The following is a 25,640-nucleotide window of genomic DNA, read 5'->3' as shown; positions in this document are numbered from 1 at the left end:
TGTGCGTGTCATGAGTCTGCCCCCTATGCCCCATATTCAGGTTATCAGTGAAGTACCCGCCCGTGATGGCGAGCTCGACGCCCTGCGTTTACGCCTTGCAGAGGTGGAGTTTGTGGCCCCGTTTGCGCTGGTACTGACTGAAGAGAGACTGGAGCTGCGCAAGCTGGATGAGCCCAAATTGGGTGCAGTCTATGTGGACTTTGTGGAAGGGGCGGTGGCGCATCGCCGCAAGTTTGGCGGCGGCCGTGGCCAGTCTATCGCCAAGGCGGTCGGGCTCAAGGCCGGAGCCACCCCTACCGTGGTGGATGCCACCGCCGGGCTGGGCCGTGATGCCTTCGTGCTCGCCTCTCTCGGTTGCAAGGTGACTCTGATCGAGCGCAGCCCCGTGGTGGCCGCCCTGTTGCAGGATGGGCTGGCGCGGGCGGTGCAGGATCCCGAGATTGGCCCCTGGGTCAGCGAGCGGATGCAGCTGCTGCAAGGCCCGGCGGTGGATAACCTGCTGGCGCTGCCAGAGCGGCCTGACGTCATCTATCTTGACCCCATGTTCCCCCACAAGCAGAAGTCGGCGCTGGTGAAAAAAGAGATGCGGGTATTCCAGTCGCTGGTGGGGCCGGATCTCGATGCGGATGCCCTGCTGCCGGCGGCGCTCAAGATGGCGAACAAGCGGGTGGTGATAAAGCGCCCGGCCTATGCTGGCTGGCTCAATGAGCACAAACCCAGCATGGCCATCGAGACCAAGGGTAACCGCTTCGATGTCTATGTGATGGCGGCGCTGGTGGCCGGTTAACTGCCTGAGTGAGTCGCGGATGCAAAAAAAGAGGGCCAACGTCATGTTGGCCCTCTTTTTTCGTACTGGATTCAGTTGGTTGGCGCGAAGCGGATTAGCTTATCTTCCCCTTGCCAACTTAGGCCTAAAGTCGCCAACTCCCCTAGACTGAGCCGTTCACCACTGTGTAGCAGCAGATATTCGACCCCTTCACAGGCCTCTATAGTGCGGATCTTGTCATCCCACTGACGACCATCGCGACTGGCGAGGGTCACCGGCAGTTGCCAGCTGGCGGCAATTTCGAGCCAGTCGTAGAGATCGCAGCTGATGGGTTGATAATCCGGCATGATCGACTCCAAAACAGCCAGGTTGCTGGTTCAGGCTTCCTGCAGGCGGGTTGGCCAGCCCATCTTTTGCTGGCGTTCCACTTCCAGGCGCAGCTCGCTGGCGCGCAGGTAGTGTTCATCCATCCAGCCCTTGGGCAGGGTCAGGGTCAGTGACTCTTCCTCGGCCTGCAGGGTGAAGTTGGGCACTGTGCCCTGAGTGCGGCGCATGCAGAGAATGAGCGAGATGCGCAGGATACGGGCCAGCCGGATCGCCTGACGACCGGTGACTGCGCCCTGTTTTTCCAGGGTTTCCAGCTTGAATTCGTCCCGCTGGTTGAACAGCAGGGCCGACAACAGCTTCTTTTGTGCAGGGGTAAAACCCGGCATATCGATGTTGTCGATGATGTAGGCAGCGTGTTGTGGTGCCTTCTTGTACTCGATACAGAGGCCCAGTTCGTGCAGCAAAGCGGCATAACGAAGGATGGGGCGACCATAACGTTTGGAGAGACGCCAGCCCGGTTGCAGCTGGCTGAATGCTTCGACGGCGGTATCACGCACCCGCTCGGCGTGCTCTTTATCCAGCTGATAGCGGCTGATCAGGCTGTCGGCGGTGCGATCTCGGGCATCACAGTCGTGATTGTTGCCCAGCAGACCGTAGATCAGGCCTTCACGCAGAGCACCACCCGCCAGGGTCATGCTCTCTATATTCAGGGTTTCAAAGATGGCGATCAGGATGGCGAGGCCGGAGGGGAACACCGTCAGCCGTTCGGCCGCCAGCCCTTCCAGTTGCAACCGATCCAGCTTGCCACAGGCAATGGCCTGACCCATCAGCTCCTGCAGTTTTGGCAGGGTAACCCGCTCGCTCTTCCCTTGCGCCAGCATGATCTCTTGCAGCGCCTGCACCGTGCCAGAGGCGCCGACGCAGGTGCGCCAGCCGAGGGCGCGGTAATCTTCCGCCACTTTCTCCAGCACCGCTTTGGCGGCGGCAATCGCTTGCTCGAACCGCGTTGCACTCAGCTCGCCATCACCGAAGTGATTGTTGAGCCAGGTGACACAGCCCATGTGCAGGCTGTTGAGCAGTTTCGCTTCGCTGTGTTCGCCGATCACCAGTTCGGTACTGGCACCGCCAATGTCGATCACCAGCCGGTTGCCCTCTCCGGCAGAGGTCCAGGAGACCCCTTCGTAGATGGTTTTTGCCTCTTCCTCACCCGAGATAATCTCGATGCTGTGGTTGAGTAGCCGTTCTGCTTCGCTGAGGAACTCATCGACGTTGGTGGCAAGGCGCAGGGTTGCGGTGCCCACCACCCGGATGTTGTCGGCCGGAATATCCTGCAACTGCTCGGAGAACAGCCGCAGACAGTCCCAGCCCCGCTCCATGGCGGCACGGCTGAGGTGAAATTCCGGATCGAGCCCGGCCGCGAGGCGAACCTTGCGCTTGACCTTGGTGACGGTGCGCAGGGCACCGGCGACCTCGCGCACCACCAGCATGTGAAAGCTGTTGGAGCCGAGGTCGATGGCGGCATAGAGCGGCGAGTTGTGCAACTGGGCCTGTCCTTTAGCTCTTGCGCGGCGGACGACGACGGTTGTTGCTGTTGTTGCTGCCACCCTGACGGTCACGCATGTTGCGGTTGACCGGCTGGCGGTTGCGCACAACACGTTTCGGCGCAGTCACATCATCCAGCAGCGCTTCACGATCATATTTGCTGACCGGGATAGCGTGGTGGATGTACTCCTCGATGGCTGGCAGGTTGAAGGCATAGTCTTCACAGGCCAGGCTGATGGAGTGGCCGCTCTTGCCGGCACGACCGGTACGACCGATACGGTGCACGTAGTCTTCGGCGTCGTCGGGCAGGTCATAGTTGAAGACGTGGGTCACGTCAGGGATGTGCAGACCACGGGCAGCCACGTCGGTAGCGACCAGGATGTCCAGCGTCCCTTTGGTGAAGTCTTCCAGGATCTTCATCCGCTTCTTCTGCGGCACGTCGCCAGTCAACAGACCTGCGCGGTGGCCGTCATTCTCCAGCCACGCCTGCACGTCTTCACAGATATGTTTGGTGTTGGCGAACACGATGGCTTTTTCTGGCCACTCCTCTTCCATCAGAGAGAGCAACAGCAGCATCTTGTCTTCATTGGAGGGGTAGAACAGCTCTTCCTGAATGCGTACGCCGGTCATCTGCTCCGGCTCTACCTGCACATGTTCCGGGTGGTTCATGTGCTCGTAGGCCAGCTCCTGCACCCGCAGGGAGAGGGTTGCGGAGAACAGCATGCTCAGACGCTCGGTCGGGGCAGGCATACGACGGAACAGGAAGCGGATGTCCTTGATGAAGCCCAGATCGAACATGCGATCGGCCTCATCCAGCACGACGACCTGAATGTTGCTCAGATCGATCACCTTGGACTTGAAGTAGTCGATGATGCGGCCTGTGGTGCCGATCAGAATGTCGACGCCCTGCTCCAGCACAGCCAGCTGCTTGTCGTAACCTTCGCCACCGTAGGCGAGGCCGAGCTTCAGGCCGGTAGAGGCAGCAATGCTGTCGGCATCGTTGTAAATCTGTACTGCCAGTTCCCGGGTGGGTGCCATGATGATGGCTCTGGGTTGATTAACCAGACGGGGAGTGGTCAGTGGATGAGTTAGCAAATAGTTGAAGGTGGCAGCCAGGAAGGCGATGGTCTTGCCGGTTCCTGTCTGAGCCTGACCGGCGAGGTCATGACCTTCTACCAGCAGTGGCAGAGACAGTGCCTGGATGGGGGTGCAATAGTGAAATCCCTTTGATTCCAGACCAGCCAGAACTTCGGGTTCGAGGCCCATTTGGGCGAATTTTTCGGTCGTTAAGTGTGTTTTGCTCATGGCGGTAGGTTATCAGGTTAGGCTTGCATTAATAAACAGGATCATTTCAAATAGGGCAACTATTGCCTTTGTTGACGTATCAATAAAGCCTTATTTACTGACTGGAGTTGGAGATGAGTGACAAGATTGTTCAGCTGAGCGATGCCAGCTTCGAGGCAGATGTAATCAAAGCCGATGGCGCCGTCCTGGTCGACTTCTGGGCCGAATGGTGTGGTCCGTGCAAGATGATTGCCCCGATCCTGGAAGAAGTTGCCCAAGAGTACGAAGGTCGCGTGACCGTGGCCAAACTGAACATCGACCATAACTCTGATACTCCGCCCAAGTACGGCATTCGTGGTATCCCGACCCTCTTGCTGTTCAAGAATGGCGAAGTGGCAGCGACCAAGGTCGGTGCACTGTCCAAGACTCAGTTGAAAGAGTTTCTGGACGGCAACCTGTAATAACCTAAGGGGAGCGCATTGCAATAATGCGCTCCTTCTGTTTTATCACCTAGACGCTCATCCCGATTAGTGCTAATTTATCGCTCGTTTGCTAACCTTTTTGTCAGACCCGCTTTTACAAAAATCGGCTGGCAAGTCAAATCTGAACAGCACCAATCCAGCAGACTGTCTCCTCCCATTTCAATCCTTGCTTACAGACTTTCACCACTATGAATCTGACTGAATTAAAGAACACTCCTGTGTCCGAGCTGGTCAAGCTTGGCGAATCCATGGGGTTGGAAAATCTGGCTCGGGCGCACAAGAAAGATATTATTTTCGCGATCCTCAAGGCGCACGCCAAGGGTGGTGAGGATATCTTTGGCGACGGTGTGCTGGAAATCCTGACCGATGGTTTTGGCTTCCTGCGTAGTGCAGATGGCTCCTATCTGGCTGGCCCGGACGATATCTACGTCTCCCCGAGCCAAATTCGCCGCTTCAACCTGCGTACCGGCGATACCGTTTCCGGCAAAATCCGACCACCGAAAGAGGGCGAACGTTATTTCGCGCTGCTCAAGGTCAACGAGGTCAACTATGACCGTCCGGAAAACGTCCGCAACAAGATCCTGTTTGAAAACCTGACGCCGCTGCATGCCAACGAACGTCTGCGCATGGAACGGGGTAACGGTTCTACCGAAGATATCACTGCCCGTGTACTGGATTTGGCCTCCCCCATCGGTAAAGGCCAGCGTGGCCTGATCGTGGCACCGCCCAAGGCCGGTAAGACCATGCTGCTGCAGAACATCGCCCAGAGCATCGCCTACAACCACCCGGACTGTGAACTGATCGTCCTGCTGATCGACGAGCGTCCGGAAGAAGTGACCGAGATGCAGCGCATGGTGAAGGGTGAAGTGATCGCTTCTACCTTTGACGAGCCTGCTTCCCGCCACGTTCAGGTCGCCGATATGGTGATCGAAAAGGCCAAGCGTCTGGTCGAGCACAAGAAGGACGTGGTGATCCTGCTGGACTCCATCACCCGTCTGGCGCGCGCCTACAACACCGTCATCCCGTCATCGGGCAAGGTACTGACCGGTGGTGTGGATGCCAACGCCCTGCACCGTCCCAAGCGCTTCTTCGGCGCCGCGCGTAATGTGGAAGAGGGCGGTAGCCTGACCATCATCGCGACCGCGCTGGTGGATACCGGATCCAAAATGGACGAGGTTATCTACGAAGAGTTCAAGGGTACCGGTAACATGGAACTGCACCTCTCGCGCAAGATTGCCGAGAAGCGCATCTACCCGGCCATCGACATCACCCGTTCTGGCACCCGTAAGGAAGAGCTGCTGACAGCGCCTGACGAGCTGCAGAAGATGTGGATCCTGCGCAAGATCATTCACCCCATGGGCGAGATCGATAGCATCGAGTTCCTGATCGACAAGTTGGCAGGCACCAAGACCAACGACGAGTTCTTTGACGCCATGCGGCGCCAGCAGAAGTAAGTCCGGTCACAAAATGACGAAACCGCGGCCCTGGTCGCGGTTTTTGTTTATCTGTTTTCCGGTCGTCCTAGTAGTATGAAATCCCGATGTCACAAGGATAGAGACGTCATGAAACCTATTTTTTGGTTCTGGCTGGGGTTGCTGTTCGCCATGCCGCTCCATGCCCAAGTGGCATCAGCCTCATTGCCGGTGACCGTTGAGACCCTGCAAACGCACCAGCGCTATCTGGCGAGCCGCCTGCAACAGGGGCAATTTGCTGCCATCGACACCCTGCTGGCAACCCTGAGCCGCGAGCAGCGGGAGTTCCTGCTGTTGCAACTGCTGCGGGATATTCCGGCTACCGCCCCTGCGTCCCCCGAGTTGCAACAGTGGGTCGAGGCTCAGGCCGACAAGGCTCCCCAGTGGCTACTGGAGCAGCAGGTAGACGGTTTTCTGGTGCAGCAACCCGCCTACGATTTTTCCGCCCGCGCCCGCCAGTTGCTTGGTCAATGGCAACTACAGCGGCTGGTGGTGAGCTATCACCAGCAGCTTGCCCAGGGGAGCTTTGCGCTCAAATCCATTTACTACAGCCGTAACCCCGACCTTGCCATGCAGCAGCAAGCCCTGTTGCTGGCCCTTGCAAAAGTGCCGCCGTCGATCTGGGATCGGGAGGCCCGCCAGCTGGCGGGCCAGAATATCTATCTGCCCGACAACCAGTTGTTGCGCTATCTGCTGGAACGTACCGGTGAGCCAGCACTCTATGCCCGCTTGTGGCGCCAGCCGGTGGATCAGGATGCGTTGATCGCACTGTCCACCATCAGTCACTTCCATCAAGGCGCTGCGGCCAGTGATCTATTGATTGCTGCCAGTGTTAACCCTGATTTGAAAGAGCCCGCCCTGCGCCAGATGAGCGCGCTATCTCCCTTGCCGCAGCTGGCCCAACGCTATCTGCTGGCGGAACTCTCCAACCGCCAATACGGTGCGCTGGTGGCGGGTTTGTTGATGGAAGTGGACGAGCCTCTGTTGCTCTCTGCGCTGGTCAGGCGTCTGGGGCAACGTGACCCCCCTCCCATCGCCCCGAGTCTGTTACCCGATACGGGTACACCCGATGTGCGGCCAGGGTTATAATGCACAACCTCCTGAACCCGGTTGGGAACTTGCATGAAATACAAGGATTTGCGTGATTTCATCGCGCAGCTGGAACAAAACGGACAACTCAAGCGCATCACTCGCGAGATAGACCCCTATCTGGAGATGACCGAGATCAGCGATCGCACCCTGCGTGCGGGTGGCCCGGCGCTGCTGTTCGAAAATCCCAAAGGCTACACCATGCCGGTGCTGACCAACCTGTTCGGTACCCCGGATCGGGTGGCCATGGGGATGGGGCAGCCGAATGTGGGGGCCCTGCGTCAGGTCGGGGTTTGGCTCTCTTATCTCAAGGAGCCTGAGCCGCCCCGTGGTCTCAAGGAGCTGATGGAGAAACTGCCGATCTTCAAGCAGGTACTCAACATGCCGACCAAGCGGCTATCTTCCGCCCCCTGCCAGCAGGTGGTGCTGGAGGGGGATGCGGTCGATCTCGACCAGATCCCGATCCAGCACTGCTGGCCCGGTGATGTGGCGCCGCTGGTTACCTGGGGCCTTACCATTACCCGTGGCCCCTACAAGAAACGGCAGAACCTCGGTATCTACCGCCAGCAGAAGATCGGCAAGAACAAGTTGATCATGCGTTGGCTCGATCACCGTGGCGGCGCCATCGATTTTCGCGAATGGCAAGAGGCCCATCCGGGCGAGCGATTCCCGGTGGTGGTGGCGCTCGGCGCCGATCCGGCGACCATTCTCGGCGCTGTGACGCCGGTGCCGGATACCCTCTCCGAGTATGCCTTTGCCGGTCTGCTGCGCGGTAGCCGTACCGAAGTGGTGAAAGCGATAAGTTGTGATCTGGAGGTGCCGGCCAGCGCCGAGATCGTGCTGGAAGGCTATCTGGAACCGGGTGAAATGGCGCCGGAAGGGCCTTATGGCGATCATACCGGTTACTACAACGAGGTGGACGAGTTCCCGGTCTTTACCATTACCCATATGACCAAGCGGCGGGATGCCATCTACCACAGCACCTATACCGGCCGTCCGCCCGATGAGCCTGCAGTGCTGGGGCTGGCGCTGAACGAGGTGTTCGTGCCACTGCTGCAAAAGCAGTTCCCCGAGATCGTCGACTTCTATCTGCCACCGGAAGGGTGCTCCTACCGGATGGCGGTGGTCACCATCAAGAAGCGCTACCCGGGCCATGCCAAGCGAGTCATGCTGGGGGTCTGGTCCTTCCTGCGCCAGTTTATGTACACCAAGTTCGTAATTGTCTGCGATGACGACATCAATGCCCGCGACTGGAACGATGTGATTTGGGCCATCACCACCCGAATGGACCCGGCACGGGACACCACCCTGATCGAAAACACCCCGATCGACTACCTCGATTTTGCCTCGCCGGTCTCCGGGCTCGGCTCCAAAATGGGGCTGGATGCCACCAATAAGTGGCTGGGTGAGACCAGTCGTGAGTGGGGCCAGCCCATAGTGCAGGACGAAGCAGTGAAGCAGAAGATCGATACCATTTGGGATGAGCTCAATATCCTCAGCTGAGCCAAAGATGGCCGCTTTGCGGCATTTGCTGCAAAAAGTGATGCGATCCCCACTGATTTGAGTATTCTCGACTGACGGGACCAGGGCTGCTGGTCGTCATTCCATAGTGAAACAATGAGCGAAGCGGGCCGAGCGAGCCCGCCACAAGGACAAGAATGCAACGTATCAAATGCCGCGTAGAGGAACTGCGCGAATATGTCGACACCATCTGGCATGTGGCCCTGACGCCGCAGCAAGAGATCAGCTTCAAGCCGGGCCAGTATCTGCTGGTGGTGATGAGCGATTCGGACAAGCGCCCCTTCTCCATCGCCAACTCGCCGACCCGCCCGGGTGTACTGGAGCTGCAGATCGGTGCCACTCCCGAAAATGCCTACGCCGGTCAGGTGCTGGCGCGGATGCGCGAGCAGGGCGAGATCGAGGTCGAATTACCGGCTGGCAAGGCGTTCCTGCGCGATGAGTCCCGCCGTCCGCTGATCCTGATGGCGGGCGGCACCGGCTTCTCTTACGCCCGCTCCATTCTGGAGTATCTGATCGACACGGGTAGCAAGCGCCCGGTGTTCTTCTACTGGGGCGTGCGTCAGGCTCACTGGCTCTACGAGCTGGAGCAGATGCAGCAGTGGGAGCGTGACTACGCACCGCTCACCTTCATCCCGGTGGTGCAGGAGCCGGAAGCTGACTGGACTGGCAAGAGCGGGCTGGTGCACAAGGCGATCATGGATGACTTCGTCAGTCTGCACGACTACGACATCTATGTGGCTGGTCGTTTCGAGATGGCGGGTGCGGCGCGGGAGGAGTTCAAGATCCTCGGTGCCGAGCCGGAGCGCATCTTCGGTGATGCCTACGAATTTATCTGACCAACAGCAGAGTTGGATGATGCAGCCCCCGGTGTGACCGGGGGCTGTTGTTTTTTCGGGGTTGTTATCGTGAGCGGGCGTGGCGCGACGAACGTGGTGTTATCCCATGATTTTTCGTCATTTTTGACATGAATGGCTACTAATTAGCCGTGGCTGGTGGCATCTTGGTCGGTGATTATCAGCAGGCTGGGTAAGGATATCCGAAGTGATAGCACAAGGCGGGGTAGCGTTGAGTGAAGAGGGCAGGGTAGCTGCAGAGGATGTCGCGGGTGAGGCCCGAAGTGCTGAATGGGCCACGACGCCAAACCCGTCTCTTCATGGTGGTGAACGTGCCCGTTTGCAGGCTGAAATAGCTGCCCTGAAGCATGAAAATGACCTGCTGCAAGAGAAGCTCAATGCCGCCCTCGATGGCACCGGCATCTGCCTCTGGCAGGGCTCCATTCCCACCGGTGAGCTGCGGGTCTTCAATCTGCAGAACTTCCAGGCCGGAGATATGGCCCCTCATTTCGATCTATGGAGCGCCAAGCTCCATCCTGATGATCGTAGCCACACCCTGGCCCACTACCATGACCACCTGCAGGGGCTGGCTCCCTGTTATGAAGCCGAATATCGCACTGTCAGCCCGGATGGCGAGATTACCTGGCTGTGGGATCGGGGGCGGGTCGTCGATTGGGATGGTGATGGCAAGCCGCTGCGGATCATGGGCTCCCATATCGATATCACCCGGCGCAAGGCGTATGAGCTACAGCTGGCAGAGCGCGCCAACAGCGACGCCCTGACCGGGCTGCTCAACCGGCAGGGATTTGGCAAGGCCTTCAAGCAGTTAAAGCCCCAAGGGCCAAGGGCTTTGCTGTTTATCGATCTGGATGATTTTAAAGGGATCAATGATCAGCTGGGTCACGCCTGTGGTGACCAGGTGCTGCAGCAGATCGCGCAGTGGTTGCGGCGCATCATGCCGGCGTCGGCACTGTGTGGTCGCTATGGTGGTGATGAATTTGTGGTCCATCTGCACCATGAGGTATCGAGTCACACCTCGGCCCAGTTGGCAGATGTGCTGATCAGCGAGATACAGCGTTATGTGCCGCAACCCGATTGCCCGCTCCGGGTCGGGATGAGCATCGGCATTGCTCTATGGGAGGCCGAACTGTCGTTAAGAGAGGTGCTGGATGTGGCGGACAGGGCCATGTATGAAGCCAAGGCACGGGGAAAACGGGCCTGGCATCTGCTACATGCTTGATTGAGCCATTCGGCTTACCATCACATACAAAAACCCCAGCCGAGCTGGGGTTTTTGTTATTCGCCTTTGGCGCCGAACTGCTGTTCGAGTTGCTCCAGCTTGCTTTCGAGGGCGGCCAGTTTTTCCCGGGTACGCAGCAGCACCTTGGTCTGCACGTCGAACTCTTCGCGGCTGACCAGATCCAGCTTGCCCAGCTGGGCTTGCAGTACCTGACGCATCTTCTTTTCTGCCTCTTCACCCATGCTACGAATGCCGGGCGGCAGGGAGTTGTGTACCTGCTTGGCGATCTCTTCCAGTTTCTTCGGGTCGATCATGACGTTCTCCTTAAGCGTTGGCTGACATTCTACCGACAATTCCCTCACTTTGCCGAGATCGCGGCGGCTTTTTAGTCGTGAAGGCGAGCGCTGTCTGGTCGGGTCTGGTTAATCCTCCGCTGTTGTTACCCTTGCGCCCCTTTGTTGACGTAAAACCTTGATTCTCGCCACAAACCTGAGCAGAAGATGACCAACGCGAGTCTCGTTGGTTGTTGGTTTTATGTTAACTTCTTGCAGTCGAAGTGGTGAATGCTTCGTTGGCTTGTGATGGACAACAACTTATAAAGAGAACAAAAAAATGAAGAAGAAGCTAATTTATGCAGCCGTTGTCAGCGCCCTGCTGGCCGGATGTGGGGGAGATGAAAACAAGGGCGATACCACCAGCTCCCTCGACTATGCCCTGAGTGGCGCCAGCGGCCTCCGCCCGAGCGTGCTGGCCCCTCGTGCCAGCGACGGCACCCTGAAGTTTGCAACAGAGACGCAGGATCTCTCCAATCCGGTGTCTGCGCTCTCCACCCTGGATGGCTGGTCAACGACGCAACCTGTCCAGTTGGTACCGGCGACCGTGACTGGTGTATCTGTGCCGGCACCTGCGGCCAGCGAGTATGCCTCTGCCGTTGCGCCACTCTATCTGCTGGAGCTGGTGCTGGATCCGGTGACTCAGCGACCCGTCGGAGTGAAGAACAACAAGCCTCTGACCTATGGCGCCGACTTTGTGGTGAGCGATAGCGGCGGCAAACTCAATCTGGTACCGCTCAAGCCGCTCAATCCCTCTTCTTATTACATGATCGTGGCGACCGACTCCCTCAAGGACAGTCTGGGGACACCGCTGAAAGCCGGTGGTGATTACAGCAGCTTCAAATCGACAGCAGGCAGCAGCGCGCAGGATCAGGCCATTAACGGTCTGATTACGCTGCAGGAGAGTCTGTTCAAATCTGCGACCGGTATCAGCAGCGATCGGGTGATCTTCTCCGACTGGTTTGCCACCCAATCTGGTGCCGATGTGCTGCTGGCGGTGAAGAGTGCCGCCGCTGCCGTGCTGCAGAGCCCGAGTCTGGACGCCGCATCGCTGTGGAAGCAGGACGCCAAAGGCAATACCAGCTTGCCGGCAACCTATACCATCAGCGGCCTTAATGGCGGCGTGGATTTCCTGACCCAGCTGGCCGGTGAACCCTTCCTGCCGCAGGATCAGAAAGATGCACTGACAGCCGCCTTTGGTACTGGCACTCCACTCAACGGTGTTGCCCAGCTGACCAAGGTTTACATCGGTACCGTCAAGCTCCCTTACTTCCTCTCTACCCCAGCGATAGCCGGTTCATGGGACAAGGCCAAGACCCAATCCTGGCACGGTGCTATTCCCAGCCTCTATGCCATCGCCAACGCCCTGAAAGCGGGTGACACCGAGGTGATCGGTGGGCTGGTCGGGGCGGGTGTGGATCCGGCGCAGCTGGGTGAGCTGATGGCCGACCCGAGCCGTCAGAGCGCACTGCTGACCGAGGCGAGCAAACTGATCGGAGTGACTATCACCTCGGGCGGCAAGCCGCTGGATACCGAGCGCAATATCGGCCGCTTCAACCCGCTGCCGACCCTGACCGAAGTGCAATCGGTGCCGCTGCGGATCTTTGCCGCCGGGCCACTGGCCAATGTCACCGATGTGATCATCTATCAGCACGGGGTCACCTCCATCAAGGAGAACGCCTATGCGCTGGCGCTGGGGCAGATTGGCGCAGGTTTGAGTGCCAGTAAAAGTGTCGCAGTGGTGGTGATCGATCATCCGCTGCACGGTGAGCGTGGCTATGCCCTGAGTGGCAGCACTGATACCGTCACCACCTCCGAGAACCCGACTCCTTACCTGAATCTGGGCTATCTGACGGTGGCGCGGGACAACCTGAAACAGAGCGTGGCCGATCTGCTGGGGCTGCGACTGGCGGTCGGTCTGGCCAATGCCAGGGGGCTGGGTGGCCAACTGGGCGGTGCTGGTCTGAAGGTGCACTTCCTCGGCCACTCGCTGGGGGCCATTGCCGGAGCCAATCTGCTGGCGGTAGCCAACCAGACCACCGGCAGTGCTCAGGCTGATGCCCTGTTCAAGTTTGATACCGGCGGTCTGGCAATGCCGGGTGGCGGCATAGCTCCGCTGTTGCTCAACTCGCCGAGCTTCGGGCCGACCATCAAGATGAGCGTGCTCACCTCGGGCAGTCCGGAGCTCAAAGCGGGTTTCACCGCCTATGCACCGAACTGTAAAACGGCAGCCGCTAACTGCTTCGTCAACGAGTTCCTGCCCAGTCTGGATGCGGCCACTCAGGCGGGGGCGGCCAGCACGCTGCAGAGCTATACCTTTGCCGCCCAGTCGGTGCTGGACTCTGCCGATCCGATCAATCTGGGCAGTGGCGTCGCCAAGAGCTTCCCGCTGTTTGCCACCGAAATTGTTGGCGATGGTGCGCTCAGCTTGCCGGATCAGGTGATCCCCAACAGCATCGCCTCCGCGCCGCTGGGTGGCACCGAGCCACTGTTCCGGGTGCTGGGTTTGCAAGAGCTGAAGGGTTCCGGCGTGATCCCGGCGGGTCACCATGCTGCACGCTTCCTGAAAGGGGGCCATAGCTCGCTGCTGGCCCCTGACGAGAACTTCGATCAGGCTGGCGCGGTCACCACCGAGATCCAGACCCAGTTCGCCAGCTTCTTTATGAGTGGCGGTGCGGCGGTCCAGGTGAGCAACGACACTCTGATCAAGCAGTAACTGCCTATCGCGTAAAAAAACGCCGCCCCTCGGGGCGGCGTTCTCGTTTCTGCAGGCAGCTTGCACATCTCAGGCAGGTTGGTGATTTCTATCCAGCCAGCCTTGCAGCAGGCCGACCAGCAGGCCGACCAGATGAGCCATATTGGCGGTTTTGGCACCGAGCATGTCGAAGAAACCGAGCACCAGCCAGAACAGCATAAAGCCCATCAATGCGGGTGGCAGAGTGAGGCCACAGGCCGGTTGCAGCTTGCCGCGCAGCCAGCAGTAGCCGAGCAGGGCATAGACCACGCCGGAGAGGCCGCCAAACAGCGGGCCGCTGACGAAGAACTCGGCGATATTGGGCAAGGCCGCCCCGATCAGCAACAAGATCAGCAGCTTGCCGCTGCCAAGGCGCTGCTCGATCTGGCCTCCCAGATACCACCACCACAGCAAGTTGAATACCAGATGGAGCACCGAGAAGTGGATCAGGGCGGGGGTGAAATAGCGCCATGCCTGCCAGTCGGTGAACTGGGTCAAGGTCGGGTGGAACGCCAGCTCGTCGAAGATGGGCAGGCCGATGGCCTCGATCCCGTAGATGGCCAGACAAGCGATGATCACCACCAGGGTCAGTGGCCCCGCTTGATGGAGAAAATCGGTGACCGGATCCATCATCCCCTTGCTGTAGTCAATGCGGGCATTGGCTTGGCCAGACTGCCAGGAGGCTTCCATATAGCGCGGGTGGTTTGGTTCAGTCAGGAAGCGCTTCACCTCCAGCTGGGCCTGGGCGAGGCGCTGCTCGTCCGCCAGCCAGATGGTCACCCCCAGCTCTGACTGGGTCAGCTCGCAGGAGATGCCCAGGGTCGTGAGGTAATCCACCAGCGCCTGCGCCATGCGGGCGTTGTCGAGCACCAGTAGCTGGATCATGCCTCGCCTGCCTCGATGGGAAACTCCCGGCGCCACGCCTCGAAGCCGCCATCCATGCTGTAGACCTCGTCATAGCCCTGTTGCAGCAGGTATTGGGCGGCCCCCTGACTGCTGTTGCCGTGATAGCACATCACGATGACCGGGGTATCGAAATCCACTTCATTCATAAAGCGCACCAGGGTGCCGTTGGTGAGGTGATAAGCGCCGACCGCATGGGCCGTTTCGAACGATTGCGGGTCGCGAATATCCACCAGTCGAGCATCACCGGCGCTCAGTTTCTGGTGAGCATCATGGGCACTGATATGGGCAAACTGGTCCATTGAAATGTCCTGCGAATAGGTTGATTGCCGGTCAGTGTACCGCAAGCCGGGGCGCAAACTAACCCCACAAAAGATAAGGGAGCCAGCGGCTCCCTTGTCGTTATGTCATCGCCGTTCCAGGCTCAGCCACCGAGATAAGCCTGCCGTACCGCCGGGTTGGCCAGCAGGGCGGCCCCGGTGTCTTGCAGCACCACATGGCCGTTCTCCAGCACATAGCCGCGGTCGGCCAGTTTGAGCGCCTGGTTGGCGTTCTGCTCCACCAGAAAGATGGTCATCCCCTTCTGGCGCAACTGCTCCATGGTGTCGAAGATCTGCTGGATGATGATGGGGGCCAGCCCCAGCGAGGGTTCATCCAGCAGCAGCAGGCGCGGTTTGCTCATCAGGGCGCGACCGATGGCCAGCATCTGTTGCTCGCCGCCAGACATGGTGCCCGCCCGCTGTTGCAGTCGTTCGTGCAGCCGCGGGAACAGGGTGAACACCTGATCCAGCAAGGCGGGCTGTTCGGCCTTGTCGACGAAGAAGGCCCCCATCAACAGGTTCTCTTCCACAGTCAGGCGGGCGAAGATGCGGCGCCCTTCCGGCACCACGGCGATATCCTTGCGCATGATGCGGGCTGTGGTGAGGGAGCTGATCTGTTCCCCTTCAAACCAGATGGAGCCGCTGCTGGGCTTGGGTTCGCCACACAGAGTCATCAGCAAGGTAGTCTTGCCAGCGCCGTTGGCACCGATCAGGGTGACGATCTCCCCCTCTTTTACCTCGACGCTGACATCGTGCAGCGCCTGAATTTTGCCGTAGTGGGTCGATACGTTGCGAAGTTCTAACATCGTGACTCCTAATGCCTATGCCTACGATTCGCCCAGATAGGCTTTGATCACTGCCGGATTGTTGCGGATCTCATCCGGCTTGCCATGGGCCAGCGGTGTGCCCTGATTGACCACGAAGATGCGGTTGGAGATGCCCATCACCAGCTTCATATCGTGCTCGATCAGCAGCACAGAGACGCCGAATTCGTCCCGCAAAGAGGTGATCAATTCATCCAGCTCGTCGGTCTCTTTCGGGTTGAGGCCTGCAGCCGGTTCATCCAGCATCAACAGCTCGGGCCGGGCTGCCATGCAGCGGGCGATCTCGAGGCGGCGTTGCTGGCCATAGGCCAGATTGCCTGCGGCGCGGTTAGCAAGATCCGTGAGCCCCACCTTCTCCAGCCAGAATGCGGCTCGCTCCAGCCCCTCTTGCTCCGCTCGGCGAAAGGCCGGGGTCTTGAACAGACCGGCGATAAAGTTGGTGTTGAGGTGCTGGTGCTGGGCGACCAGCAGGTTCTCCACCGCCGTCATCTCCTTGAACAGCCGCACATGCTGGAAGGTTCGCACTATCCCCTTGCGGGCGATAAGGTGGCCAGGCAGCCCCTGGATCTCCTCACCCTTGTAGCGGATGGTGCCGCCGCTTGGGCTGTAGAAGCCGGTCAGGCAGTTGAATATGGTGGTCTTGCCCGCGCCGTTGGGGCCGATGATGGAGATCACCTCGCCCTTGTCGATATCCAGTTTGACCCCGTTGACTGCCAGCAGACCACCGAAGCGCATCGACAGATCAGAGACTTCCAATAACTTCTGATTGGCGCTCATTTTTTCAGCTCCCTATTCAAGGTGGAGCAAGTCACTGCCAGCCATTCAGCCACATAGCGCATCGACAGATCAGAGACATCTATGAACTTCTGATGAGTGCTCATTTCTTCAACTCCAGATGCGGACGGGTCATCGGCAGCAATCCTTGTGGCCGCCAGATCATCATGAACACCATCAACAGGCCAAACATCAGCATGCGGTACTCGTTGAATTCACGGGCCAGCTCCGGCAGCACCGTCATCACGATGGCGGCCAGCACCACCCCGATCTGGGAGCCCATGCCCCCCAGCACCACAATCGCAAGGACGATGGCCGACTCGATAAAGACGAAGGATTCCGGGCTGATAAAGCCCTGCCGCGAGGCGAAGAAGCTACCGGCGAAACCGGCAAAGGTGGCGCCTATGGTGAAGGCGGTCAGCTTGATGATGGTGGGGTTGAGCCCCAGCGACTTGCAGGCGATCTCGTCTTCCCGCAGCGCTTCCCAGGCGCGGCCGAGCGGCATCCGCAACAAGCGGTTGATGACGAACAGGGTCGCCACTACCAGCAGCAGCGCCATCAGGTAGAGGAAGATCACCTTGTGGTTGGCGTTATAGGTGATGCCAAAAAATTCGTGGAAAGTCTCCCAGCCGCCATCCTTGACGGTGCGGTTGAACTCCAGCCCGGCCAGGGTCGGTTTTGGGATGCCGGAGATCCCGTTCGGGCCGCCGGTCAGGGAGGTCATATTGTTGAGCAGGATGCGGATGATCTCGCCAAAGCCCAGGGTGACGATGGCCAGATAATCCCCCCGTAGCCGCAGCACCGGAAAACCCAGCAGGAAGCCAAAGGTAGCGGCCATCATCCCGGCGATAGGCAGGCACTCCCAAAAGCTCAGACCGAAATAGGTGTTGAGCAGGGCATAGCTGTAGGCGCCGACCGCATAGAAACCGACATAGCCGAGATCGAGCAGACCGGCGAGGCCGACCACCACGTTCAGCCCCAGCCCCAGCATGATGTAGATCAGGGTGAGGGTAGCCAGATCGATGGCACCGCGCGAGGCCATAAAGGGCCAGAGTACCGCAAACAGCAGCACCAGCACCGCAGTGGTGTTGTAGAGCCGTGGCGCCTCTTCCTGACTTGGCAGCACCAGCTTGGTGAAGCCGACCGAGAAGCCACTGATGGAGGAGTGGAACAGCCGACTGATCTGGCCACGCATCAGCTGGAACCAGAACACCAGGGTGGCGCCGCCCAGCAACCAGGCCAGCGACACATCGAGACGACTGACGATCAGTAATTGACCCCCCTCTGACTCAAAACGAAAGCCGAGCAGCCAGAAGGAGAGCACCAGTAACACCAGACTGGCGATGCTGGCGTGGATGAATTGGCTTTTCATGCCTTCACCTCCGAAAGTTGCGGGCGACCCCGAGTGCCGCTGCTGGGCAGAGAGAGCAGCATCAGAGTGGTGGTATCTGCATGAGTGAATGGATGTTTCATCATACTTTTTCTACCTCCGGGCGGCCCAGAATGCCGGTGGGCATAAACAGCAGCACAAAGATAAGCAGGGCAAACGCCATCACATCCTTGTATTCGGTGCTGAGATAACCGGCGGTGAGCGCTTCAACCACCCCCAGCAGCAGGCCGCCAAGTACGGCGCCCGGAATGCTGCCGATGCCACCCAATACCGCCGCCGTGAAGGCTTTCAGACCGGCCATAAAGCCGAGGTAGGGGTTGATGACGCCGTAATACATGCCGAGCAGCACCCCGGCGATGGCGGCCAGCGCGGCCCCCAGCACGAAGGTGATGGAGATGACCACGTGGGTGTCGATCCCCAGCAGGTTGGCCATCTTGATATCTTCCGAACAGGCGCGGCAGGCGCGGCCCATGCGAGAGCGGTTGATGAACTGGGTCAGCGCCAGCATGGTGATAAAAGTCACCACGAAGATGATCAGCTGCATATAAGAGAGGCTGGCCTGAAAACCATCCTCGCCCCCCAGGGTCCAGCCACCGGAGATCAGGGTGGGCATGGCGATATCCCGCGAGCCCTGCGCCATCCGCATCATGTTCTGCAAGAAGATCGACATGCCGATGGCGGAGATGAGGGGGATCAGCCGGTTACCACCGCGCAGCGGCCGATAGGCGACCCGCTCGATGCTCCAGCCATAGGTGCCGGTGATGACGATACTGACCAGGAAGGCGCCCCCCAGCAGTAGAAAGGTGCTGTCGATGCCCATCATCATGAGCCCCGCCATCACCATGAAAGCGACATAGGAGCCGATCATGTAAACCTCGCCGTGGGCGAAGTTGATCATGCCGATGATGCCATAGACCATGGTGTAGCCGATGGCGATCAACGCATAGGTGCTGCCTATGGTTAATCCGTTCAGCAGCTGCTGAACCAGATAAAGGAGGTGTTCGGACATACTGCATTCCCTGTACTTGCCCGCAAAGAGAGGAGGGGGTGAGCGCACTCACCCCCAAATCGGCAGATTATTTGACTTGGCTGGAGGTACCGTCAGCGTGCCACTGGAACACCCCGAATTCGAAGCCTTTCAGGTCACCGTTCGGTGCCCAGTTCAGGTTGCCCATCACGGTATCGATCGGGGTTGCCTTGATGGCGGCAGCAACGGCGGCCGGGTCATCTTCACCCGCTTTGGCGATACCGGCTGCCAGGGTTTGCACCGCGGCATAGGTAGTCCAGACGAACGGGCCGGAGGAGTCCTGACCCTTGGCCTTGAAGGCCGCAACCAGCGGGGCGTTGGCAGGGACCAGATCGTATTTGTTCGGCAGAGTGACCAGCAGCCCTTCGGACGCCGGGCCACCGATGGCGGAGATATCCTTGTTACCCACCCCTTCCGGGCCCATAAACTTGGCTTTCAGCCCTTTCTCGGCAGATTGGCGCAGGATCAGCCCCAACTCAGGGTGATAACCGCCGTAATAGATGAAATCGACGTTCTCTTTCTGCAGCTTGGCGATCAGGGCGGAGAAGTCCTTGTCACCGGCGGTGATCCCTTCAAAGGCCACCACTTTGACGCCCGCCTTGTCGAGCGAGGCCTTGACGCTGGAGGCGATCCCTTCACCGTACTGCTTCTTGTCGTGGATAACGGCAACGCGCTGGGGCTTGACCTGCTCGATGATGTACTTGGCGGCAGTCGGGCCCTGATCGCTATCCAGACCTATGGTGCGCAGGGTCAGCTGGTAACCGCGCTCGGTGATCTTGGGGTTGGTGGAGGCGGGGGTAATCATCAGGATCCCCTCGTCTTCATAGATGTCGGACGCGGGCAGGGTGTTGTCGGAACAGAGGTGACCGACCACGAACTTGACGCCGTCATTCACCACCTTGTTGGCGACGGCCACCGCTTGCTTGGGGTCGCAGGCATCGTCATAGACGATCGCCTCGATCTGCTTGCCAGCGATGCCGCCAGCCTTGTTGATTTGCTCTACCGCCATCTTGCCGCCGGTAAACTGCATGTCGCCGTATTGGGCGACCGGGCCAGTGACCGGACCGGCGATACCGATCTTGATGGTGTCTGCTGCATTGGCGATGGAGATCGATCCAAACAGAGCCAAAGAAACCGCTGCGCTTACTGTTATTTTGCTCAACTTATGCATTGATTCGTCCCTTAATCAGTGAATTATTTCATTTCCGTACCTTGTTCCGGATCTTGATCCCACATGTCCGGCAGTAGATAAGGTTCTATCATTCCTCACGGGACAATAACAAGCTGTTAAAGATACTAACCAGAGGGGGTTGGATGGGGGTATTTTGAAACTAATGACCTATTATTTTAGTTTGATTGGAATTTAATATTGATTTAGGCGCTTAACATCTTTGCAACCAGTTGCTGGTTCGTTAAACACCAGAGGATTAATCTGGTGATAATTTACCCTGATGGCGCTCCCATTTTGACCACAATTAATTTGCGCAAATACAAATGGGCGCATAGATTAGCCAGCATTGACAATTCCGTGGCCGAGCCCGTTAAAACCAAGCCTTTATTCGGGAAATCTGCTAATGTTCCGCCTTTGACAGTCAGGAGACTGAGATGGCCACTATCAAGGATGTCGCCTCTCGCGCAGGCGTATCCATCTCCACCGTCTCACATGTGCTCAACCACACTCGGCGGGTCAGCGAAGACGCGACCCAGAAAGTGATTGAGGCGGTGGCAGAACTCAACTACGCGCCCAACTCGGTAGCGCGCAGTCTAAAAATCAATTCGACCAAGACCATTGGCATGCTGGTGACCACCAGCGTAAACCCCTTCTTTGCCGAAGTGGTGCAAGGGGTCGAAGCGTACTGCTTCGAACAGGGCTATAGCCTGATCCTCTGCAACACCGAAAACCAGCCGCCCCGCCAGCAGCATTACTTGAGAATGCTGATGGAAAAACGGGTGGATGGCCTGCTGGTATTGGGAACTGATATCGATACTCCGTTGCGCGATATGTTGCGCATCCACAAACATGTGCCACAGGTGGTGCTGGATTGGGGTACGGAGTGCGATTTCGCCAACGTGATCAACGATAACGCGCGCATCGGTGCCGGCATGGCTGTGCGCCATCTGTTGGAACTGGGGCACACCGATATCGTCTGTATCACTGGTCAGGTCTCTAAAGAGACCACCCAGCAGCGACTGGACGGGGTGCGCGACGCCTTGGGCGAGCACGGTCTGACCCTCAAAGATGAACAGATCTTTGAAGGGGATTACGAGAGCCAGAGCGGCTTCGATGCCATGCAGCGTATCCTGGCCTTGCAGCCCCGGCCGACCGCGGTGTTCGCGTTCGACGATCCGATGGCAATCGGGGCGATCTGTGCCGCTTGGGAAGCCGGGGTCAAGGTGCCTGATGACATCTCGGTGATCGGCTATGACGATGTGGCGATGGCCCGCTTCTCCAGCCCGCCGTTGACCACCATCCGTCATCCCAAGGCCGAACTCGGTCTGCTGGCGGTCAAGCATCTGGTTAGCCGGATCCGCAACAAAGAGCTGGATGTCGAATCAATGACGGTACAGCCCGAGTTGATCATCCGCCGCTCGGTCAAAGCGCTGGGTTAATCACACCTCTACTGCCCCAATATTGCCCCAATGAAAAACCCCCTCGGTCACGAGGGTAATGCCAGTCAGTTAAGCCTGACTGGCATTGTTTTTATTGGCTTTTTTAACACCATACTTCTGTGGTCTGGGCTTCACGCAGCGGGGATAATTTCGCTCCCTTCGGGCCGGCAACACAAACTGGCCCGCCTGTTTCTCCAGCTCCGCAACGCGTCCCGGGATATTCCCCGGCGACACATACGGCATGCAGCTCAACTCATGGATGAGGTAGACCGAGGCCATGTGAAAACTCAGCTGACTCGCCGTGTATCCCTTCAGGCTCGCCGCCATCTTCACCATCTGACTGCGCAGCAGGTTATAGGCCAACAACACACCCCATAGCTCTTGCCGTATCCCCGCCGCCTTCTTGCTGCGCAGGGTCAGCCGGTGCTGTTGCAGGCTGTGCTTCATCTCCCGATAGCCCAACTCGATTTCCCAGCGGGGCCCATACAGTTCGACGATATCGGCGCCAGGGAAACGCATCGGGTCGACCATTGAGGTCAGCACTTGCCGCTCTTTGCCGTTGATAGTGCGAGTCAGCAAGCGGGCTTCTAGCGTGTCCGGAAGTTGCGGCCACTTCTTCCTCGCCTGTGGACTGGGTTTAAGACGCACCAGCGCATCCTGACGCCCCAGCTTGCGCACCACCTCGTATTGCGTGCCCTTTTTGAGTGGCAGCAACCAGTGCCGCTCGTTGCCAGTGGTTTGCCAGGCATGGAGCAGGCCGAGCGAGTAAAACCCCTTGTCGAACAGGGTCAGCGAGTGGTCCGGCGTGCGTGCGACAAGCTGCTCGGCCAGCACCATCTCGTTGACGGCGCAGCTCTCCATGACCGCCTGAACAAGCAGGTGGCTGGTGAGCTCCATCTGGCAGAGCATGCGCACCTGAGGATAAGCGGTCTCGCCATGCTGGGTACCGGGCTTGTCAAACGCGGCGGCATTGTCCGGGGTATCAGGCGTGCGCCACATCACGCCATCGACGGCGAGCAGTTGCAGCCCGGCCCAGCCGGGGTGATTGGCCTGCTGGTGCCAGCCTGCGGCGGTCTCGTGAAACAGGCGTTCGATGCTCTTGTGGCCAAGCTTTTGGCGAGCTTGCAGGAAGGCGCTGGGGGCGACAAAGGGGCGCTCACCGGGCAACAGGATATCGAGCTGATTGATCAGCTGGGTCATGGGGACGTGGCGGAAGATGGCCATGCCGATGATGGCCCAGACCAGACGCTCCATGGGCATACGGCGACGACGCAGGGTAGCAACGCCCTCTTCGCCGAGCAGAGTGGTGATGAGCTCGGTGGGAATGAGGTCGGAGAGTGACTCAAACTGAGCGGCATTACTGGCGTGGAGGAAGTCGAGAGCTTGAGCGATACGCATAAAAAATCCGAAACCAATCAACAGGTTTCGGATTTTCACACATCAGAAGGATCGGTCAATGGATCCTTAACTGATCGGCATTACGGTCACGAGGGGGTTTTTGTTTATGGAGCGGTGGATTTCAAGTGGTGGCCCAAATGGCGAATATCAGCGCCAGCTGGCGATTATTCCAACCGTTTGAGCCACCTCTCACTTTGTCTGTTTATCGTTTGATCAATATCAACAAAGGGTTAAGTTCTGATGGGTTCCCATCTTATCCGTTCCATGCTGTAGGTTGGGTATGACTGTCAAGGATGGTGTCTTATGTTCCCCCCTCGCAAGCTGGGTCACCAGATCACGCTGCTGGCAATCGGCGGCATCGTATTGCTCGCCGTGGTGCTGCTTACCTTTAATCTGTTTGAAAATCGCCAGCGGGCGCTCGCGGCCGAGCAGGCTGCACTGCGGAGCCAGCTCCAGAACGTGGAAGCGGTGATCAAAAACACCAGCCATGAAACCGTGTTGGCGGCGACCCTTATCGCCCAGCGGCCGGATGCAGTAAAGGCGATGGCCGACAAGGATTGGCAGGCTCTCGCCAACCTGTTCGACCCGCTCTGGCCCGCCCTCAAGGCACAAGGGATCCAGCAGTTCCACTTCCACGTTCCCCCGGCCACCTCCCTTTATCGGGTGCATAAGCCCGCGAACCATGGCGATGACCTCTCTACCACCCGGTTGGCGGTGGTCGAGGTGAACCGCAACCATCAACCGGTGGGCGGGCTGGAAACCGGTCAGGGCGGCACCGGGATTCGCGGCGTGGTGCCGGTCACCTTCAACGGTCAGCCGGTCGGCTCGGTGGAGTTTGGCCGCGCCCTCGACACCTCGCTGTTTGCTGATCTGCTGGGTAAGGACAGTCGGCTCGCCATCTATCTGTTTGAACAGGGCAAACCCGTGCTGCTGACCGGCACCTCCATGCTGGGCTAGTCCGCTGACTGGTATCAGGGGGTGCTGGCGGGGGAGAGCCGTTTCACCACCATCAAGCAGCAGGGGAGCGATTTTCTGGTGATGGCGGCGCCGTTGCGCGACTTCTCCGGCAAGGCGGTCGGGGTGATCGAACTGGCGCGGGATCACAGCGGGGTTGCCGCCGCGCTGGCGCGCCAGAGCTGGCAGATGGTGATGATCGCCCTGCTCGGCACCGCCCTGATTGCAATGGCACTGGTGCTGCTGCTGGCTCGTCTGAGCCGTCCACTGCTCGACAGCGTCAAGGCACTGGAGGCGCTGGCCAATGGCTCCGGCGATCTCGGCAGCAAGCTGCCGGTGGCGGGGCCGGAGGAGATCCGCCGCCTTGGGTCGGCGTTCAATGTCTTCGTTGCCAAGATCCGCGACACCATCAGCCAGCTCACCACCACTCTGGGCGAACTGGCTGGCGAGAGCGAGCGGCTGTCGCGCAGCGCTGCGGGCAACCTCAGCAGCATGACGCGCCAGCAGGAGCAGACCACCCAGCTCGCCACCGCCATGACCGAGATGACCAGCACTGTGCACGAAGTGGCCCACAACACGGTGCAGGCGGCCGAGGCGGCCAGCGAGGCGGACAATCAGGCGGTCACCGGCGATGAGGTGGTGCAGCAGAGCGTCAGCATGATCGAACAGCTGGCCGAGGAGATCGCCAGCGCGGGCAACACGGTGAGAGAGGTCGCCAAAGCCAGCGAGCAGATTGGATCTGTGCTGGCGGTGATCCAGTCCATCGCCGAGCAGACCAACCTGCTGGCCCTCAACGCCGCCATCGAGGCGGCCCGGGCCGGTGAACAGGGGCGCGGTTTTGCGGTGGTGGCCGACGAGGTACGCTCGCTGGCTGGCCGCACCCAGCACTCCACTGCCGAGATCCGCGGCACCATCGAGCAGCTGCAACGGGCGGTGGGCGCGACAGTAACCATGATCGAGCACAGTGTCTCGCAGGCGGGGGAATCGGTGGAGCGGGCCAATCAGGCGGGGGAGGCCCTCAGCCGGATCAAGGGGGCGGTCAACAGCATTCGCGATATGAATGCCCAGATCGCCACCGCCTCGGAGGAGCAATCCTCGGTGAGCGACGAGATCACCCGCAATATCGTCAGCGTCCACGAGATCTCCCAGGCCACCACGCTGGTGGCGCAGGACACCGCCCAGATCGCCACCCATGTGGCGACTCTGGTGGACAAACTGGGGGATCTGGCTGGGCAATTCCAGGATGGTTCCAACGTGCGGATGGTGCTGACTCGCGCCCGCGCCGCCCACATGGGCTGGAAGACCCGGGTGCGTGCCTATCTGGATGGGCAGGAGGGGCTGTCGCGCAACGAAGCGGTCAGCGACAAGGAGTGCCGTCTCGGCCGCTGGTACTTCAGCGAGGGGGCATCTTGCTGCAGTTCACAACCGGCCTTCAAGGCGATTGCCACCCCTCACGCCAGATTGCATCAGGTGATCCAGCAGGTCATCGAGCTGAAAAATCAGCACAAGCACGACGAGGCGGAGGCCCTCTACCGGGAGATCGAGCACAACTCCGAGAAAGTGGTCGGTTGCATCGATCAGCTGTTGCAGGAGATGACCAAGCCGGAGCGCTAATCACGCTCGGGCCGGATAGCCAAAGGGCTGACAGTGATGTCAGCCCTTTTTCATGGCGCTTGCCGCGCGAAAATCGACCGCTCCTTAAGCTCCGGTACAAGGGGGGGAGGGATAATGGCTGCCAGCGCCGAGCTGGTGGCCGGATGTGGCACCCGCCGGGTGGCTGAGAGCCTGACAACCCTGCGCCAGTTGCCGAACGTGGAA

At 59.2% G+C, this 25,640-nt stretch carries 23 protein-coding genes; 11 read left to right on the top strand and 12 right to left on the bottom strand.

Translation table 11 applies throughout. The annotated features are described in order from the left end of the window. The first annotated feature begins 25 nt into the window (after positions 1 to 25). Positions 26 to 787: a class I SAM-dependent methyltransferase gene (locus tag ACY8FN_RS03145; RefSeq protein ID WP_463101125.1), complete on the top strand. Its 762-nt coding sequence runs from the start codon at positions 26 to 28 to the stop codon at positions 785 to 787. 71 nt (positions 788 to 858) lie between these two features. On the opposite strand, the gene ACY8FN_RS03140 is transcribed toward ACY8FN_RS03145, so the two are convergent. Genes ACY8FN_RS03140 through rhlB form a run of 3 tightly spaced genes read right to left on the bottom strand, consistent with a single transcriptional unit; the run spans position 859 to position 3,940 of the window. Then, positions 859 to 1,113 (bottom strand): Rho-binding antiterminator, encoded by a 255-nt coding sequence (locus ACY8FN_RS03140; protein WP_463099209.1) that lies wholly within the window; start codon positions 1,111 to 1,113, stop codon positions 859 to 861. Positions 1,114 to 1,143: 30 nt separating this feature from the next. Further along, on the bottom strand, positions 1,144 to 2,634 hold the full coding sequence (gene gppA, locus ACY8FN_RS03135; protein WP_463099208.1) for a guanosine-5'-triphosphate,3'-diphosphate diphosphatase: 1,491 nt from the start codon (positions 2,632 to 2,634) through the stop codon (positions 1,144 to 1,146). 13 nt (positions 2,635 to 2,647) lie between these two features. After that, positions 2,648 to 3,940: an ATP-dependent RNA helicase RhlB gene (rhlB, locus tag ACY8FN_RS03130; RefSeq protein ID WP_042021114.1), complete on the bottom strand. Its 1,293-nt coding sequence runs from the start codon at positions 3,938 to 3,940 to the stop codon at positions 2,648 to 2,650. Between the two features lie 113 nt (positions 3,941 to 4,053). Here rhlB and trxA point away from each other — a divergent pair, with 113 nt between their 5' ends. The 6 genes from trxA to ACY8FN_RS03100 all read left to right on the top strand — a co-directional run bounded on the left by trxA (position 4,054) and on the right by ACY8FN_RS03100 (position 10,556). Next, complete coding sequence (gene trxA / locus ACY8FN_RS03125) at positions 4,054 to 4,380, top strand: thioredoxin TrxA (protein ID WP_005339416.1); 327 nt, start codon at positions 4,054 to 4,056, stop codon at positions 4,378 to 4,380. A 209-nt stretch (positions 4,381 to 4,589) separates the two neighbouring features. Beyond that, positions 4,590 to 5,855 (top strand): transcription termination factor Rho, encoded by a 1,266-nt coding sequence (gene rho, locus ACY8FN_RS03120; protein WP_042021112.1) that lies wholly within the window; start codon positions 4,590 to 4,592, stop codon positions 5,853 to 5,855. 108 nt (positions 5,856 to 5,963) lie between these two features. Then, positions 5,964 to 6,962, top strand: a complete 999-nt coding sequence (locus ACY8FN_RS03115) for a hypothetical protein (RefSeq protein WP_463099207.1) — start codon at positions 5,964 to 5,966, stop codon at positions 6,960 to 6,962. 33 nt (positions 6,963 to 6,995) lie between these two features. Next, positions 6,996 to 8,465, top strand: coding sequence for a 4-hydroxy-3-polyprenylbenzoate decarboxylase (ubiD, locus tag ACY8FN_RS03110; protein WP_463099206.1), 1,470 nt, complete (start codon positions 6,996 to 6,998; stop codon positions 8,463 to 8,465). Positions 8,466 to 8,620: 155 nt separating this feature from the next. Then, positions 8,621 to 9,319, top strand: coding sequence for an NAD(P)H-flavin reductase (gene fre, locus ACY8FN_RS03105; RefSeq protein WP_463099205.1), 699 nt, complete (start codon positions 8,621 to 8,623; stop codon positions 9,317 to 9,319). 205 nt (positions 9,320 to 9,524) lie between these two features. Further along, positions 9,525 to 10,556, top strand: coding sequence for a GGDEF domain-containing protein (locus ACY8FN_RS03100; RefSeq protein WP_463099204.1), 1,032 nt, complete (start codon positions 9,525 to 9,527; stop codon positions 10,554 to 10,556). 56 nt (positions 10,557 to 10,612) lie between these two features. Here the strand turns inward: ACY8FN_RS03100 and ubiK are convergent, their stop codons facing one another. Then, positions 10,613 to 10,870: a ubiquinone biosynthesis accessory factor UbiK gene (ubiK, locus tag ACY8FN_RS03095; RefSeq protein WP_101318998.1), complete on the bottom strand. Its 258-nt coding sequence runs from the start codon at positions 10,868 to 10,870 to the stop codon at positions 10,613 to 10,615. A gap of 298 nt (positions 10,871 to 11,168) precedes the next feature. Here ubiK and ACY8FN_RS03090 point away from each other — a divergent pair, with 298 nt between their 5' ends. Beyond that, positions 11,169 to 13,604 carry a VolA/Pla-1 family phospholipase gene (locus tag ACY8FN_RS03090; protein WP_463099203.1) on the top strand — a complete coding sequence of 812 codons (2,436 nt, stop codon included), beginning with the start codon at positions 11,169 to 11,171 and terminating at the stop codon, positions 13,602 to 13,604. Between the two features lie 69 nt (positions 13,605 to 13,673). Here the strand turns inward: ACY8FN_RS03090 and glpG are convergent, their stop codons facing one another. The 7 genes from glpG to ACY8FN_RS03055 form a co-directional block, all read right to left on the bottom strand. After that, positions 13,674 to 14,507 (bottom strand): rhomboid family intramembrane serine protease GlpG, encoded by an 834-nt coding sequence (glpG, locus tag ACY8FN_RS03085; RefSeq protein WP_139691511.1) that lies wholly within the window; start codon positions 14,505 to 14,507, stop codon positions 13,674 to 13,676. Further along, complete coding sequence (glpE, locus tag ACY8FN_RS03080; protein ID WP_463099202.1) at positions 14,504 to 14,827, bottom strand: thiosulfate sulfurtransferase GlpE; 324 nt, start codon at positions 14,825 to 14,827, stop codon at positions 14,504 to 14,506. The genes glpG and glpE overlap by 4 nt, the downstream gene beginning before the upstream one ends. 122 nt (positions 14,828 to 14,949) lie before the next feature. Continuing rightward, positions 14,950 to 15,651: an ABC transporter ATP-binding protein gene (locus ACY8FN_RS03075; RefSeq protein WP_463099201.1), complete on the bottom strand. Its 702-nt coding sequence runs from the start codon at positions 15,649 to 15,651 to the stop codon at positions 14,950 to 14,952. Positions 15,652 to 15,672: 21 nt separating this feature from the next. Beyond that, positions 15,673 to 16,446, bottom strand: coding sequence for a high-affinity branched-chain amino acid ABC transporter ATP-binding protein LivG (gene livG / locus ACY8FN_RS03070; protein WP_042021094.1), 774 nt, complete (start codon positions 16,444 to 16,446; stop codon positions 15,673 to 15,675). A gap of 100 nt (positions 16,447 to 16,546) precedes the next feature. Continuing rightward, positions 16,547 to 17,815, bottom strand: a complete 1,269-nt coding sequence (locus ACY8FN_RS03065) for a high-affinity branched-chain amino acid ABC transporter permease LivM (RefSeq protein ID WP_042021092.1) — start codon at positions 17,813 to 17,815, stop codon at positions 16,547 to 16,549. Positions 17,816 to 17,915: 100 nt separating this feature from the next. Then, the gene (gene livH / locus ACY8FN_RS03060; protein WP_042021090.1) at positions 17,916 to 18,842 is read right to left on the bottom strand and encodes a high-affinity branched-chain amino acid ABC transporter permease LivH; all 927 of its coding nucleotides are present in this window, start codon (positions 18,840 to 18,842) and stop codon (positions 17,916 to 17,918) included. Between the two features lie 67 nt (positions 18,843 to 18,909). Beyond that, positions 18,910 to 20,031, bottom strand: coding sequence for a branched-chain amino acid ABC transporter substrate-binding protein (locus ACY8FN_RS03055; protein ID WP_463099200.1), 1,122 nt, complete (start codon positions 20,029 to 20,031; stop codon positions 18,910 to 18,912). A gap of 434 nt (positions 20,032 to 20,465) precedes the next feature. On the opposite strand from ACY8FN_RS03055, the gene ACY8FN_RS03050 reads away from it, so the two are divergent. Then, positions 20,466 to 21,470 carry a substrate-binding domain-containing protein gene (locus tag ACY8FN_RS03050; protein ID WP_042021087.1) on the top strand — a complete coding sequence of 335 codons (1,005 nt, stop codon included), beginning with the start codon at positions 20,466 to 20,468 and terminating at the stop codon, positions 21,468 to 21,470. 69 nt (positions 21,471 to 21,539) lie between these two features. On the opposite strand, the gene ACY8FN_RS03045 is transcribed toward ACY8FN_RS03050, so the two are convergent. Next, positions 21,540 to 22,868 (bottom strand): IS4 family transposase, encoded by a 1,329-nt coding sequence (locus ACY8FN_RS03045; RefSeq protein ID WP_463099199.1) that lies wholly within the window; start codon positions 22,866 to 22,868, stop codon positions 21,540 to 21,542. Positions 22,869 to 23,171: 303 nt separating this feature from the next. Between ACY8FN_RS03045 and ACY8FN_RS03040 the strand changes: the two genes are divergently transcribed. Together ACY8FN_RS03040 and ACY8FN_RS03035 are read left to right on the top strand one after the other, a co-directional pair. After that, positions 23,172 to 23,825, top strand: a complete 654-nt coding sequence (locus ACY8FN_RS03040) for a cache domain-containing protein (protein WP_463099198.1) — start codon at positions 23,172 to 23,174, stop codon at positions 23,823 to 23,825. Positions 23,826 to 23,846: 21 nt separating this feature from the next. Further along, the gene (locus tag ACY8FN_RS03035; RefSeq protein WP_463099197.1) at positions 23,847 to 25,436 is read left to right on the top strand and encodes a methyl-accepting chemotaxis protein; all 1,590 of its coding nucleotides are present in this window, start codon (positions 23,847 to 23,849) and stop codon (positions 25,434 to 25,436) included. The last annotated feature ends 204 nt before the right edge of the window (positions 25,437 to 25,640 follow it).

Source organism: Aeromonas sp. 160P, from assembly GCF_055193095.1.
This window is presented reverse-complemented; position numbering and strand designations above follow the sequence as displayed.

Excerpts from the sequence above, each read along its gene's own strand:
- ACY8FN_RS03145 (WP_463101125.1), top strand. The coding sequence starts at position 26 with ATGCCCCATATTCAGGTTATCAGTGAAGTACCCGCCCGTGATGGCGAG.
- ACY8FN_RS03140 (WP_463099209.1), bottom strand. The coding sequence starts at position 1,113 with ATGCCGGATTATCAACCCATCAGCTGCGATCTCTACGACTGGCTCGAA.
- rhlB (WP_042021114.1), bottom strand. The coding sequence starts at position 3,940 with ATGAGCAAAACACACTTAACGACCGAAAAATTCGCCCAAATGGGCCTC.
- trxA (WP_005339416.1), top strand. The coding sequence starts at position 4,054 with ATGAGTGACAAGATTGTTCAGCTGAGCGATGCCAGCTTCGAGGCAGAT.
- rho (WP_042021112.1), top strand. The coding sequence starts at position 4,590 with ATGAATCTGACTGAATTAAAGAACACTCCTGTGTCCGAGCTGGTCAAG.
- ACY8FN_RS03115 (WP_463099207.1), top strand. The coding sequence starts at position 5,964 with ATGAAACCTATTTTTTGGTTCTGGCTGGGGTTGCTGTTCGCCATGCCG.
- ubiD (WP_463099206.1), top strand. The coding sequence starts at position 6,996 with ATGAAATACAAGGATTTGCGTGATTTCATCGCGCAGCTGGAACAAAAC.
- fre (WP_463099205.1), top strand. The coding sequence starts at position 8,621 with ATGCAACGTATCAAATGCCGCGTAGAGGAACTGCGCGAATATGTCGAC.
- ubiK (WP_101318998.1), bottom strand. The coding sequence starts at position 10,870 with ATGATCGACCCGAAGAAACTGGAAGAGATCGCCAAGCAGGTACACAAC.
- ACY8FN_RS03090 (WP_463099203.1), top strand. The coding sequence starts at position 11,169 with ATGAAGAAGAAGCTAATTTATGCAGCCGTTGTCAGCGCCCTGCTGGCC.
- glpG (WP_139691511.1), bottom strand. The coding sequence starts at position 14,507 with ATGATCCAGCTACTGGTGCTCGACAACGCCCGCATGGCGCAGGCGCTG.
- glpE (WP_463099202.1), bottom strand. The coding sequence starts at position 14,827 with ATGGACCAGTTTGCCCATATCAGTGCCCATGATGCTCACCAGAAACTG.
- ACY8FN_RS03075 (WP_463099201.1), bottom strand. The coding sequence starts at position 15,651 with ATGTTAGAACTTCGCAACGTATCGACCCACTACGGCAAAATTCAGGCG.
- livG (WP_042021094.1), bottom strand. The coding sequence starts at position 16,446 with ATGAGCGCCAATCAGAAGTTATTGGAAGTCTCTGATCTGTCGATGCGC.
- ACY8FN_RS03065 (WP_042021092.1), bottom strand. The coding sequence starts at position 17,815 with ATGAAAAGCCAATTCATCCACGCCAGCATCGCCAGTCTGGTGTTACTG.
- livH (WP_042021090.1), bottom strand. The coding sequence starts at position 18,842 with ATGTCCGAACACCTCCTTTATCTGGTTCAGCAGCTGCTGAACGGATTA.
- ACY8FN_RS03055 (WP_463099200.1), bottom strand. The coding sequence starts at position 20,031 with ATGCATAAGTTGAGCAAAATAACAGTAAGCGCAGCGGTTTCTTTGGCT.
- ACY8FN_RS03050 (WP_042021087.1), top strand. The coding sequence starts at position 20,466 with ATGGCCACTATCAAGGATGTCGCCTCTCGCGCAGGCGTATCCATCTCC.
- ACY8FN_RS03045 (WP_463099199.1), bottom strand. The coding sequence starts at position 22,868 with ATGCGTATCGCTCAAGCTCTCGACTTCCTCCACGCCAGTAATGCCGCT.
- ACY8FN_RS03040 (WP_463099198.1), top strand. The coding sequence starts at position 23,172 with ATGTTCCCCCCTCGCAAGCTGGGTCACCAGATCACGCTGCTGGCAATC.